Origin of the sequence: Streptomyces tibetensis, assembly GCF_040647715.1 — a bacterium.
In the GTDB taxonomy this organism is placed as follows: domain Bacteria; phylum Actinomycetota; class Actinomycetes; order Streptomycetales; family Streptomycetaceae; genus Streptomyces; species Streptomyces tibetensis_A.
On the sequence record NZ_JBEZCR010000001.1, the window covers coordinates 447,342 to 460,610 of the forward strand.

Annotated in this window: 8 protein-coding genes and 1 pseudogene; 4 read left to right on the forward strand and 5 right to left on the reverse strand. The window is 71.4% G+C overall.

What is annotated here, in order from left to right:
* Nucleotides 1-90: 90 nt before the first annotated feature.
* Together dnaJ and hrcA are read right to left on the reverse strand one after the other, a co-directional pair.
* The gene (gene dnaJ, locus AB0B29_RS02040) at nt 91-1,230 is read right to left on the reverse strand and encodes a molecular chaperone DnaJ (RefSeq protein ID WP_362232711.1); all 1,140 of its coding nucleotides are present in this window, start codon (nt 1,228-1,230) and stop codon (nt 91-93) included.
* The gene (gene hrcA, locus AB0B29_RS02045) at nt 1,230-2,246 is read right to left on the reverse strand and encodes a heat-inducible transcriptional repressor HrcA (protein ID WP_033306349.1); all 1,017 of its coding nucleotides are present in this window, start codon (nt 2,244-2,246) and stop codon (nt 1,230-1,232) included. The genes dnaJ and hrcA overlap by 1 nt, the downstream gene beginning before the upstream one ends.
* A 172-nt stretch (nt 2,247-2,418) precedes the next feature.
* Here hrcA and AB0B29_RS02050 point away from each other — a divergent pair, with 172 nt between their 5' ends.
* Both AB0B29_RS02050 and AB0B29_RS02055 read left to right on the forward strand, forming a co-directional pair.
* Nucleotides 2,419-3,150: an MBL fold metallo-hydrolase gene (locus tag AB0B29_RS02050; RefSeq protein WP_362232713.1), complete on the forward strand. Its 732-nt coding sequence runs from the start codon at nt 2,419-2,421 to the stop codon at nt 3,148-3,150.
* Nucleotides 3,151-3,181: 31 nt separating this feature from the next.
* On the forward strand, nt 3,182-3,985 hold the full coding sequence (locus AB0B29_RS02055) for a DUF3097 domain-containing protein (RefSeq protein ID WP_362232715.1): 804 nt from the start codon (nt 3,182-3,184) through the stop codon (nt 3,983-3,985).
* A 148-nt stretch (nt 3,986-4,133) separates the two neighbouring features.
* Here the strand turns inward: AB0B29_RS02055 and hemW are convergent, their stop codons facing one another.
* Together hemW and AB0B29_RS02065 are read right to left on the reverse strand one after the other, a co-directional pair.
* Nucleotides 4,134-5,366, reverse strand: a complete 1,233-nt coding sequence (hemW, locus tag AB0B29_RS02060) for a radical SAM family heme chaperone HemW (protein ID WP_362232718.1) — start codon at nt 5,364-5,366, stop codon at nt 4,134-4,136.
* Between the two features lie 27 nt (nt 5,367-5,393).
* Entirely contained in the window at nt 5,394-7,697 is a 2,304-nt protein-coding gene (locus tag AB0B29_RS02065) for a SpoIIE family protein phosphatase (protein ID WP_362232721.1), read from the reverse strand.
* 102 nt (nt 7,698-7,799) lie between these two features.
* Here AB0B29_RS02065 and AB0B29_RS02070 point away from each other — a divergent pair.
* Both AB0B29_RS02070 and AB0B29_RS02075 read left to right on the forward strand, forming a co-directional pair.
* A pseudogene (locus tag AB0B29_RS02070) lies at nt 7,800-10,753 on the forward strand (ATP-binding protein).
* Nucleotides 10,750-11,220 (forward strand): response regulator, encoded by a 471-nt coding sequence (locus AB0B29_RS02075; protein ID WP_362232723.1) that lies wholly within the window; start codon nt 10,750-10,752, stop codon nt 11,218-11,220. Before AB0B29_RS02070 ends, AB0B29_RS02075 begins: the two are co-directional and overlap by 4 nt.
* 67 nt (nt 11,221-11,287) lie before the next feature.
* Here the strand turns inward: AB0B29_RS02075 and AB0B29_RS02080 are convergent, their stop codons facing one another.
* Nucleotides 11,288-13,159 (reverse strand): AMP-dependent synthetase/ligase, encoded by a 1,872-nt coding sequence (locus AB0B29_RS02080; protein WP_362232726.1) that lies wholly within the window; start codon nt 13,157-13,159, stop codon nt 11,288-11,290.
* Between the last annotated feature and the right edge of the window lie 110 nt (nt 13,160-13,269).

Here is a 13,269-nt window from a genome sequence, read left to right on the forward strand (position 1 = left end):
TTCAGCCGCGAGAACAGCCCCTGCCGACCCGGCCGACTGAGCCGGCCCGGGGGTGGCAACCCCCGGGCCCCCGGCGGGCAGCCGGACCACTCACGTCCGCCCGTTGAAAGCGTCCTTCAACCGCGAGAACAGCCCCTGCTGCCCCGGCTGGAACTGCCCCGTGGGGCGTTCCTCGCCGCGGAGTTTGGAGAGTTCGCGCAGCAGGCGTTCCTGCTCGGGGTCGAGCTTGGTCGGGGTCTGGACCTCGACGTGGACGATGAGGTCGCCGCGTCCGCCGCCGCGCAGGTGCGTGACGCCCCGGCCGTGCAGCGGGATCGACTGGCCGGACTGGGTGCCCGGGCGGATGTCGACCTCCTCCATGCCGTCGAGCGTCTCCAGCGGCACCTTCGTGCCGAGGGCCGCCGCCGTCATCGGGATCGTCACCGTGCAGTGCAGGTCGTCGCCGCGCCGCTGGAACGTGCTGTGCGGCAGCTCGTGGATCTCGACGTAGAGGTCGCCGGCCGGACCACCGCCGGGTCCGACCTCACCCTCACCGGCGAGCTGGATCCTCGTGCCGTTGTCGACACCGGCCGGGATCTTGACCGTGAGCGTACGGCGGGACCGGACGCGGCCGTCCCCGGCGCACTCCGGGCAGGGGGTCGGGACGACCGTGCCGAAGCCCTGGCACTGCGGGCACGGGCGGGACGTCATGACCTGGCCGAGGAAGGACCGGGTCACCTGCGAGACCTCACCGCGGCCGCGGCACATGTCACACGTCTGGGCGGAGGTGCCCGGGGCCGCGCCCTCACCGCTGCAGGTGTTGCAGACCACGGCCGTGTCGACCTGGATGTCCTTGGTCGTACCGAAGGCCGCCTCGTCGAGCTCGACCTCGATACGGATCATCGCGTCCTGGCCGCGGCGGGTGCGCGAGCGCGGTCCGCGCTGCGACGCCGTGCCGAAGAACGCGTCCATGATGTCCGAGAAGTTCCCGAAGCCGCCGGCTCCGAAGCCGCCCGCGCCGCCGCCTCCGGCCTGCGAGAGCGGGTCGCCGCCGAGGTCGTAGACCTGCTTCTTCTGCGGGTCCGACAGCACCTCGTAAGCGGCGTTGATCTCCTTGAACCGCTCCTGGGTCTTCGGATCGGGGTTGACGTCCGGGTGCAGCTCGCGTGCGAGCCGCCGGAAGGCCTTCTTGATCTCTTCCTGCGACGCGTCGCGGCGCACGCCGAGTACGGCGTAGTAGTCCGTGGCCACTACGACTCCGCCAGGATCTGTCCGACGTACCGTGCCACTGCGCGTACCGCTCCCATCGTTCCCGGGTAGTCCATGCGGGTCGGTCCGACCACGCCGAGCTTGGCGACTGCCTCGCCGCCCGAACCGTAGCCGACCGACACGACGGACGTGGAGTTGAGTCCTTCGTGGGCGTTCTCGTGACCGATCCGTACGGTCACGCCCGGATCCTTGGCCTCGCCGAGCAGCTTGAGGAGCACGACCTGCTCCTCCAGCGCCTCCAGCACCGGCCGGATCGTGAGAGGGAAGTCATGCCCGAAGCGGGTCAGATTGGCGGTGCCGCCGATCATCAACCGCTCCTCGTTCTCCTCGACGAGCGTCTCCAGAAGTGTGGAGAGCACCGTGGAGACCGTACCCCGGTCCTCGTGCTCGAACGCCTCGGGGAGATCCTCCACCAGACTCGGCACATCCGCGAAACGGCGGTTCGCCACACGGCTGTTGAGCCGCGCGCGCAGATCCGCGAGCGAGGCGTCGCCGAAGGGCGCCGGGCAGTCGACCACGCGCTGCTCGACCCGCCCGGTGTCCGTGATCAGCACGAGCATGACGCGTGCGGGCGCCAGGGAGAGCAGCTCCACGTGCCGCACGGTCGAACGGGTCAGCGACGGGTACTGCACGACGGCGACCTGACGCGTGAGCTGCGCGAGCAGCCGTACCGTACGCGCCACGACGTCGTCGAGGTCGACGGCACCCTCGAGGAAGTTCTGGATCGCCCGCCGCTCGGGCGCCGTCATCGGCTTGACGCCGGCGAGCTTGTCGACGAACAGCCGGTAGCCCTTGTCGGTGGGGATGCGCCCGGCACTGGTGTGCGGCTGGGCGATGTACCCCTCGTCCTCGAGGGCCGCCATGTCGTTGCGGACGGTGGCCGGGGAGACGCCGAGGCTGTGCCGCTCGGTGAGGGCCTTGGAGCCCACCGGCTCCTCGGTGCCGACGTAGTCCTGGACGATGGCGCGCAGCACCTGCAGCCTGCGTTCACTGAGCATCGCGCACACCTCCAGAAGTCTCCGCCTGCTTGCCCTGCCGGTTCGGCCTGGCACTCTGCGCGTGCGAGTGCCAGCATTCCCCGGCCCAGTGTACGGCGGTGGGGTACACCCCCGGCAAGGCTGGTCGTGCGGCGCCGCGCCCCGGGCGGGGCGCACCCGCTAGCGTCGCGGTATGACGGTGACTTGGGAAGACCTCGGGTGGGAGCGCGTGGCCGCCGGTGTGGGGCGGTGCCGGCTCCCGGTGTGGGACTGCACGGTCGGGCTGGTCGCCGGCGAGGGGGCGGTCCTCATGATCGACGCGGGGTCGAGCCTCGCCGAGGGCGCGAAACTGGGCGCGCAGGCGCGGGCCCTCACCGGTCACCGTGTGACACATCTCGCGCTGACCCACCCGCACTTCGACCATGTCTTCGGCGCCGCGGCGCTTGCGGACACCGAGGTGTTCGGCGCGGTGGGCGTGGACGCGCTGCTGACACGGGTGCGGGACCGCGAGGAACTGCGCGAGGACGGGGTGCGTCAGGGTCTGGCGGCGCCGGCGGCACAGGAGGCGGCGGAGCGGCTGACCGCGCCCGGCCACCTGGTCTCCGGTGAGTGGACACTCGACCTGGGCGGCGGCCGGCAGGTGCTGCTGGCGAACGTCGGCCCGGGGCACACGGCGCACGACCTGGCGGTGCTGGTGCCCGGTGATCCGGAGGTGGTGTTCTGCGGTGACCTGGTCGAGGAGTCCGGCGAGCCCCAGGCGGGTCCCGACGCGGTGCCGTCGCACTGGCCTGCCGCCCTCGACCGGCTGCTCGACCTGGGCGGTGAGGACGCGGTGTACGTACCCGGTCACGGAGCGGTGGTGGACGCGGCGTTCGTGCGGGCGCAACGGGACGCGCTGGCAGGGCGTTTCGGCGTGTCGCGGTGATCGCCGCCCGCCTTCTCCTATCGTCATTCGAATGCGCCAGTACTCCGCCGATCTGACCCCGCCGTGGAAGAAGCCGAAGCCGGTGCCCGAGGTCGCGGCGGAGCCCGGCCTGGTGGTGGAGGAGCCGGGGACCGGTTTCTGCGGTGCGGTGATCCGCTGCGAGGCGGGCACGGTGACGCTGGAGGACCGCTTCGGCAAGCACCGGGTGTTCCCGATGGAACCGCGCGGCTTCCTCCTGGAGGGCCGGGTGGTGACCCTGGTCCGCCCGGCGCCGGGCGCCCCCGCGCGTCCCACCCGCACCGCCTCCGGTTCGGTCGCCGTCCCCGGCGCACGCGCCCGGGTGGCCCGCGCCGGCCGCATCTACGTCGAGGGGCGCCACGACGCCGAGCTGGTCGAGAAGGTGTGGGGCGACGACCTGCGCATCGAGGGCGTGGTCGTGGAGTACCTGGAGGGCGTCGACGACCTCCCGTCGATCGTCGACTCCTTCGCGCCCGGCCCCGACGCCCGCCTCGGCGTCCTGGTCGACCACCTGGTCCCGGGCAGCAAGGAATGGCACATCGCCCAGTCGGTGGAGAGCGAACACGCGCTGGTCGTCGGCCACCCGTACATCGACATCTGGGAAGCGGTGAAACCGTCGTCCCTGGGTATCGGGTCCTGGCCCCGGATCCCGCGCGGCGAGGACTGGAAGACGGGCGTGTGCAGGGCCCTGGGCTGGCCGGACAACACAGGCGCGGCCTGGCAGCGGATCCTGTCGCACGTCCACACGTACAAGGACCTGGAGCCGGAACTGCTGGGCAGGGTGGAAGAACTGATCGACTTCGTGACGGCCCCCTGACCACCGAGCCGCGGGCATCCGCACCACCCCGACGGGAATGCGTGAGCTGCGGGCATGCGTGCCGCTGGGGGCGGCACGGGTGGGCGCAGCGGGACCCCGCTACGCCGGGCTGCGGAACCCCCCGGCTTCAGCACCGACGCCGAGCAGCTCAGTCCACGAGATCGCGCACTACCCCGTCCGCCAGCAACCGCCCGCGCAAGGTCAGCACAGCCCTCCCCTCCTCGTACGCAGCTTCCTGAAGCAGTCCGTCCGACAGGGCCTTGCGCGAGGCAGCCAGCCCCTCCGACCTCAGCAGCGACAACGGCACCCCCTCCCGCAGCCTCAGCTCCAGCAGAATCCGCTCGACCCTCCGGTCCTCATCGGACAGCAGCTCCCGCCCCGCCCCCGGCGACCTCCCCGCCGCCAGCGCGGCCGCGTACGCCCCCGGATGCTTCACGTTCCACCACCGCACCCCGCCCACATGGCTGTGCGCACCGGGCCCGGCCCCCCACCAGTCGGCCCCCCGCCAGTACAGCTCGTTGTGCAGGCACCGCCCGGCCTGCGAGGTCGCCCAGTTCGACACCTCGTACCACTCGAACCCGGCGCCCGAGAGCACCTCGTCCGCGATCAGGTACCGGTCGGCATGCACGTCGTCGTCGGTCATCGGCACCTCGCCCCGACGGATACGACGGGCGAGCTGCGTCCCCTCCTCGACGATCAACGCGTACGCGCTCACGTGATCCGGCCCGGCGCCCAGCACCGCGTCCAGCGAGGCCCGCCAGTCGTCGTCGGACTCCCCCGGCGTGCCGTAGATCAGGTCGAGGTTCACATGGTCGAACCCGGCCGCCCTGGCCTCCGCCACACACGCCTCGGGCCGCCCCGGCGTGTGGGTGCGGTCCAGCACCTTGAGCACGTGCTGCCGGGCGCTCTGCATCCCGAAGGAGATCCGGTTGAAGCCCCCCTCGCGCAGGGCGGCCAGGTACGCGGGATCGACCGACTCCGGGTTGGCCTCGGTCGTGACCTCGGCGTCCTCCGCCAGCCCGAACTCGTCCCGCACGGCCTTCAGCATCCGTACGAGGTCACCGGCGTCCAGCAGCGTGGGCGTGCCGCCGCCCACGAACACCGTCCGCACCGGCCGTGGATCGTCGCCCAGCACCTTGCGCGCCAGCCGGATCTCGTCGGCCAGCGTCTCGGCGTAGTTGTCGCGGGACGCCAGCACGCCGCCGGTGCCGCGCAGCTCGGTCGCGGTGTACGTGTTGAAGTCGCAGTAGCCGCAGCGGGTCGCGCAGTACGGGACGTGCAGGTAGAACCCGAGTGGGCGGTCGGCGGCCCCGGCGAGGGCGGACGCGGGCAGCGCACCGTCGTCGGGGACGGGCTCGCCGTCGGGGAGTGCGGAAGGCATGCCTTCCATTGTCCAGCACCCGGGCGGTCAGTCCGCCTGGAGCACCAGCAGCGCCAGATCGTCCGCCGGGGGCCGGGCCCCGAACTCGTGCACGAGGCGTTTGATCCGCTCGGCTATGAGCTCCGCGTCCAGCCCGGCGCACCCGGCCAGCGCCGTCGCGAGCCCGTCCCCGTCGTCGAACTGGCGGGAGCCCGAGCGGCGCTCGGTCACTCCGTCGGTGACGCACAGCAGGGTGTCGCCGGACCGCAGCTCGAAGGTGTCGCTGGTGTAGGTGGCGTCCTCGACGACGCCGAGGAGGGTCTGGGGCTGCGCGGCCGTGTGCACCTCGCCGCCGGCCCCCAGCAGCAGGGGCAGTGGGTGCCCGGCGGAGGCGACGGTGCAGCGGACACCGCCGTCGAAGGGGACGAGCTCGCCGTAGAGTAGGGACAGAAAGCGCGTCTGGGGACCGTCGCCCGGCGGTGTGGGTCGTGCGCCCGCGGCGACCAGCGCCCGGGCGGCCGCGTCGGCGGCCTCCGTGGCGTCGTCGAGCAGGAGCTGGTTGAGGCGGTCGAGTACGTCGGCGACCCGGTAGCCCTCGCGGGCCAGCAGCCGCAGCCAGGGCCGGGCCAGGCCGATCACGACGGCCGCCTCGGGGCCCTTGCCCTGGACGTCGCCGACGGCGAAGCACCAGCGGCCGTCGCCTGCCGGGAACAGGTCGTAGAAGTCGCCGCTGGGACCGCCCTTGTCGCACGGCTCGTAGACGAGCGCGCTGCGCACGCCGGGGATCTCCGCCACGGCGCCGGGCAGCAGCCCGCGCTGGAGGACGGCGCTGATGGTGGCCTGCCGGGCGTACTGGCGGGCGGCGCCGATGGCGAGGGCCACCCGGCGGCTGAGGTCCTCGACGAGGCCGGTGATCTCGTCGGGGAAGCCGGCCGGTCCGGACCGTCCGATGACGAGGGTGCCCAGCGGGCGTCCCCCGGCGACCAGGCGGTACGCGAGGGCCGCACCGGGCTCGCCGTCCTCGAGCGCCTCTCCGGGCCAGGGGCAGTCGACGGGCCCGGATCCGCCCTGGTCCCGGCCGCGTTCGAACGGGGACGCGCCCATCGGGTCGAAGGGTCGCGGCGGGTCCTTCTCCAGGGCGCGGCGCAGTTCCTCGATACGGTTCTCGCTGCCGTGCCAGACCCGGGCGAGCCGCGGTCCGCCCAGGCCTGCTCCACCGCTCCAGCCGCCGGCGGTGGCCTCGTCCTCCAGCCACACCGCGCACCAGTCGGCCAGGCGGGGCACGATCAGCTGTCCGGCGAGGGCCGCGACGAGGTCCTCGTCGAGCTGTCCGGCGAGCAGGTCGGAGGCCTCGGCGAGGAAGGACAGGGCGCCGCGGCCGAGCCAGGCGCCGTCGGGCCCGTTCCGTCCGTCGCGGTTCTCGTGCCGGTCCCGCCAGTCCCGCAGGTCGTTCCAGTCGCGCAGGTCACGTGTCTCCCGTAAGGCCGGCCGGTCCCGTGTCCCTCCACCCTCTCGCGAGCCCCATTTCTCGCCTGGGTCACGCGGGTCCCACGGGTCGCCTCCGCCATGCCAGGCCCGTAGGGCCTCCACCGCCTCGTCGCCCGGGTGCGGTTCGGACGCCGGCATCTCCGTCGCCTCGTCGCCCTCGCGGGGCTCGGGCGCCAGGATCTCCGCCACCCGCAGGCCGCGCGCCAGCGCGTGCTCCCCGGCGTACGCCTCGATCTGCTCGCCCGCCGCGCACCCCCCGGCGGGCAGCCGCGCCCAGACGGTCTTGCGGCCCGTGCGGTACGTGATCCCCCACGCCTCGGAGAGCGCGCCGACGAGCCGCAGGCCGCGCCCGTACTCGGGGGTGTCGTGCGGCGTCTCCGGCTCGCTGCCTCGCGGGGCGCGGGAGGGGTGGTGGTCGGAGACCTCGACGACGAGCGCGGCCGTGTCCGGGGTGTCGCCCTCCAGCCGGCACTCCATCCCGACGTCGGTGCCGGCGTGCACGACGGCGTTGGTGACGAGTTCGCTGACGACGAGCGTGGCGTCGTCGGCGAGGCGGTCCGTGAGGTGCTCGGTGCCGGGCAGGCCGAGCCCGGTCCATTCGGTGAGGGCCGCGCGCACCAGGGCGCGTGCGGCGCCCGGCGCGAGGGAGCTGCCGGGCAGGGTCGCGTGCGCCCGCGCGCGCTCCGGTGCGAGCGCCCCGGCGGACGATGTCATCACCTCCGCGGACGGTGCGGGCTCATCGGAAACGGGCCCCTCCTGGACGGGCACGGGGCCCTCCTGGACGGGCACGGGCGTCTCCCAAGCGGATGCAGGCACTTCTGAGGCACAGGAGGCGGTCTCCCGTTGCGTCGGAATGGCCCCCATGGACAGCTCCCCGGGCAGTTCGTACGAATACGCCACAGTCGATGCCGACAGAGTGACAGACTGGCCACGCCCATAAGCGCCGAGTTACCGAAGTGGGCCGCCATGAGTGAGAACAGTGCTACTCCTGTGGTCGAAGACCGGTGCGAAGACGGTCAGATTCGTGCATCCGATCTGCGCCCCCTGCTCGCCGCCATGACCGCCGCACGCGACGGCGACTTCACCAAGGTGCCGGAATCAGGCCACGGGATGGTGGCCGAACTGACCGCCGTCTACAACCAGATCATGGACCGCAGCGTCCACTTCACCTCCGAGGTGCGGCGCGTCCGACGGGAACTGGTGCGGCACGGCCGGCTGGACGAGCGGCTCTCGGCCAGCCCGGGTCAGGGCTTGTGGACGTCCCGGGTCGACGACGTGAACCAGTTGCTCGACGCCCTGGTCGCCCCGGCGGCGAACGCCACCCGCGTGCTGGACGCTGTGGCCGGCGGCGACCTCACCCGGCGGGTCGATCTGCACGACGGCACGCGGCAGTTGCGCGGCGATCTGCGGCATCTTGGCCGGGCCGTGAACAAGATGGTGGACCAGCTGTCCCTGTTCACCGGCGAGGTGACGCGGGTGGCCCGCGAGGTCGGCACCGAGGGCCGGCTGGGCGGCCGGGCGCAGGTGCGGGGCGTGTCCGGCGTCTGGAAGGACCTCACCGACAACGTCAACTTCATGGCGTCGAACCTGACCTCCCAGGTCCGCAACATCGCCCAGGTGACGACGGCCGTGGCGCAGGGCGACCTGTCCCTGAAGATCGACGTGGACGCGCGCGGCGAGATCCTGGAGCTGAAGACCACCATCAACACCATGGTCGACACGCTGTCCTCCTTCTCCTCGGAGGTCACGCGGGTCGCCCGCGAGGTCGGCTCCGAGGGCCGGCTGGGCGGCCAGGCCCGGGTCGAGGGCGTCTACGGCACCTGGAAGCGCCTGACGACGAACGTCAACGAACTCGCGTCCAACCTCACCACCCAGGTCAGCGCGATCGCCGAGGTCGCCTCCGCGGTGGCCCAGGGCGACATGTCCCGCTCGATCACGGTGGAGACGCAGGGCGAGGTCGCCGAGCTGAAGGACAACATCAACCTGATGGTGGCCAACCTGCGCGAGACGACCCGCGCGAAGGACTGGCTGGAGTCCAACCTGGCCCGGCTCGCCTCCCTGATGCAGGGCCACCGGGACCTGATGGAGGTCGCCGACCTGATACTGCGCGAGCTGACCCCGCTGGTGAACGCCCAGTACGGCGCGTTCTACCTGGCCGACCCGGACGAGGACGGAACAGTGGCCCCGACCAAGGGGCTCGCCTTCATCGCCGGGTACGGCGCCGCCCAGGACGCGACCGTGGAGACCGGCGGCCTGCCGGTGCACGGCCTGGTCGCGCAGGCGGCCCGGGAGAAGAAGCGGATCCTGGCGGAGGGCGCCCCACCCGACTACATCAAGATCAACAGTGGCCTCGGCGAGGCGGCCCCGACCACCATCGTCATCATCCCGATCCTCTTCGAGGACAAGCTGCTCGGCGTCATCGAACTGGCCTCGTTCTCCCGCTTCTCCGACGTCCACCTGGCGTTCTTCGACCAGTTCGTCAACACCATCGGCGTCGCCATCAACACGATCATCGCCAACTCCCGCACGGAGTCCCTGCTCGGCGAGTCCCAGCGCCTGGCCATGCAGCTCCAGGAGCGCTCGGACGAACTGCAGAAGCAGCAGGGCGAACTGCAGCGCTCCAACGCCGAACTGGAGGAGAAGGCCGCCCTGCTGGCCACGTCCTCGCAGTACAAGTCCGAGTTCCTGGCCAACATGTCGCACGAGCTGCGCACCCCGCTGAACTCGCTGCTGATCCTGGCCCGGCTGCTCTCCGACAACCCGGACGGCCATCTCTCCGACCAGGAGGTGCAGTTCGCCACCACCATCCACCGCTCGGGCTCGGACCTGCTGCAGCTGATCAACGACATCCTGGACCTGTCGAAGATCGAGGCCGGCCGGATGGACGTACGCCCCAAGCGGCTCCCGCTCATCAAGCTGCTCGACTACGTCCACTCCACCTTCCGGCCCGTCACCCTGGACCGGGGGCTGGCCTTCGAGGTCGCGGTCGGCGAGGACGTACCGCGCGAGATGTACTCGGACGAACAACGGCTCCAGCAGATCCTCCGCAACCTCCTCTCCAACGCGATCAGATTCACCGCGTCCGGCAAGGTCGAGCTGCGGGTGGACCGGGTGCAGGACGCCGAGCACCGCTGGGTCCGGGACACCGGCGACGTCATCGCGTTCGCCGTGTCCGACACCGGCATCGAGATCGCGCCGGAGAAACTCCCGGTGATCTTCGAGGCGTTCCAGCAGGCCGACGGCACCACCAACCGCAAGTACGGCGGGACCGGCCTCGGCCTGTCCATCAGCCGGGAGATCGCGGGCCTGCTCGGCAGCCGGATCGTCGCCGAGAGCGAACCCGGGAAGGGCTCCACGTTCACCCTGTACGTGCCGGTCGTCAGCCCCGGCCACACCGCGCCCGCACCCGAGGACCGCACCGACCTGCCGCTGCCCCTCCGGCCGGCCGCCGAGCCGTTCCCGGTGGCGCATGACACGGACGACGCCTGGCCGTCCCCGACCGAGCTGGAGGCGTGGACGTCCGGCAGGCCGGGCCGGATCCTGGCCGGCCGGCGGGTGCTGATCGTCGACGACGACATCCGCAACGTCTTCGCCCTCACCCATGTCCTGGGCCGGGTCGGCATGACCGTGCTCTACGCGGAGAACGGCCGCGAGGGCGCGGCGCGGACGTGGAACTGGTCCTGATGGACATCATGATGCCGGAGCTGGACGGCTACGAGACCATCTCCGCGATCCGCCGCACGCCCCGCTGGTCGGGCCTGCCGATCGTGGCCCTGACCGCCAAGGCGATGCCCGGCGACCGGGAGAAGTCCATCGCCCGCGGCGCCAACGACTACGTTCCCAAGCCGGTGGACCTCGACGGCCTGCTGAGCGTCGTGTGCGCACTACTGGACCCCGAGGGCACGGAAGAAGAGGCATGAGCCGCACGCCCACCCACCCCGAACGCGCCGGAATCCTCCTGGTCGACGACATGGAGGACAACCTGACCGCCCTGGAGGCCGTCCTCGCCTCCCTCAACGAGCCGCTGCTGCGGGCCCGTTCGGGCGAGGAGGCGATGAAGGCCCTGCTGCGGCAGCCGATCGCCCTGATCCTGCTCGACATCCGCATGCCCGGCATGGACGGCTTCGAGACGGCCGCCCACATCAAACGCCTCGACCAGACCCGGGACATCCCGATCATCTTCCTCACCGGCGCGGACGACGACGTGGGCTACGCCTTCCGCGGCTACGCGACCGGCGCCGCCGACTACGTGACCAAGCCCTTCGACCCATGGGTCCTCAGGGCGAAGGTCAGCGTCTTCCTGGACCTCTACCGAAAAGGCAGAGAGGTGGAACGCCTGAGGATGGAGATCCAGGACCTCAGACGCCGAGCAGGGGAACGTGGTTAGGGGCGCGGGGAACTGCGCGACGAGCCACGACGCACCCGCAGCCGCGACACAGCCCCCACCGCCCCCCCTACGCCTCGCGAACCCCGTCGTACATCTCGTCGATCAGATGCTTGTACTCCCGCTCCACCACGGGCCGCTTCAGCTTCAGACTCGGCGTGATCTCACCGTGCTCGACGTCCAGATCCCGCGGCAGCAGCCGGAACTTCTTGATCGTCTGCCACCGCTGAAGCCCCTCGTTGAGCTGCTTCACATACCCGTCGACCATCTCCACGGTCTGCGGCGCCGCCACGATCTCCGCGTACGACTTGCCCTCAAGACCGTTGTCCTTCGCCCACTCGGTGACGGCGACCTCGTCGAGCGCGATCAGCGCCGTGCAGAAGTTCCGGTCGGCCCCGTGCACCAGGATGTTGGACACGTACGGGCACACCGCCTTGAACTGCCCCTCGACCTCCGCCGGGGCGATGTACTTGCCGCCCGAGGTCTTGATGAGGTCCTTCTTGCGGTCGGTGATCCGCAGGTACCCGTCGGGCGACAGCTCCCCGATGTCCCCGGTGTGGAACCAGCCGTCCGGCTCCAGCACCTCGGCCGTCTTCTCGGGCAGCTTGTGGTAGCCCTCCATGATGCCCGGGCCGCGCAGCAGGATCTCCCCGTCGTCGGCGATCCGCACCTCCGTACCGGGCAGCGGCTTGCCGACCGTGCCGGTGCGGTAGGCCTCGCCCGGGTTCACGAAGGACGCCGCCGAGGACTCGGTCAGGCCGTAGCCCTCCAGGATGTGGATGCCGGCGCCGGAGAAGAAGTACCCGATCTCGGGTGCCAGCGCCGCCGAACCGGAGACGCACGCCCGCAGGTTCCCACCGAACGCCTCCTTGATCTTGGCGAACACCAGCGCGTCGGCGACCTTGTGCTTCGCGCCGAGACCGAACGGCACGGACGCGGTGCCGGTCCGCCGGAAGTTGTCCTGGGAGACCTTGGCGTACTCGCGGGCCACCTCGGCCGCCCACTGGAAGATCTTGTACTTGGCGCCGCCGCCCGCGCGGGCCTTCGCGGCCACGCCGTTGTAGACCTTCTCGAAGATGCGCGGCACGGCCGCCATGTACGTCGGCTGCACGACCGGCAGATTCTCGATGATCTTGTCGACCCGGCCGTCCACGGCGGTGACGTGCCCGACCTCGATCTGCCCGGAGGTCAGCACCTTGCCGAAGACGTGCGCGAGGGGCAGCCACAGGTACTGCACGTCCGCGCCGCTGACCAGCCCGGTCGCGGCGATCGCCTTCGCCATGTACGACCAGTTGTCGTGCGGCAGGCGCACGCCCTTGGGTCGGCCCGTGGTGCCGGAGGTGTAGATGAGGGTGGCCAGCTGGTCCTTGGTGATCGCGCCGACCCGCTCCTTGATGAGGTCGGGGTCCTTCTCCAGCCGGGCCGCGCCGCGCTTCTCCAGCTCGTCCAGGGTGAGGATCCAGTCGGCGGTCTCGACACCGGCCCCGTCGATCACCACGACATGCGTGAGCTCGGGCAGCTCGGCGCGCTTGTCCTGGGCCTTGGCCAGCTGCTCGGCGTTCTCCGCGATCAGCACCCGGCTCTCGGAGTCCGACAGGATGTACGCGGACTCGTCGGCGTTGGTCTGCGGGTACACCGTGGTCGTGGCCGCTCCGGCGCACATGATGCCGAGGTCGGCGAGGATCCACTCGAGCCGGGTGCCGGCGGCGAGGGCGACGCGCTGCTCCGGCTGCACGCCCAGCTCGATCAGGCCCGCCGCGATGGCGTAGACCCGCTCGGCGGACTGTGCCCAGGTCAGTGACTTCCAGTCGTCCGGCCCCTGGCCCGCCGACGGGACCGGATACCGATAGGCCTCGGCATCCGGCGTGGCCGCCACGCGCTCCAGGAAGAGGCCCGCCACGGACGGCGGACGGTTCTCGATCAGGGTCTGTGTGTCGCTCACGACATCCTCCGGGCCCGCGGCGTGCGGCTGGCTCAGGTGCGGCTGGGTTCACTCGCGAGCCCTTGTTTAACTCGCGAGTAACTATCGAGCAGGGATCAGAGTAAAGGGCG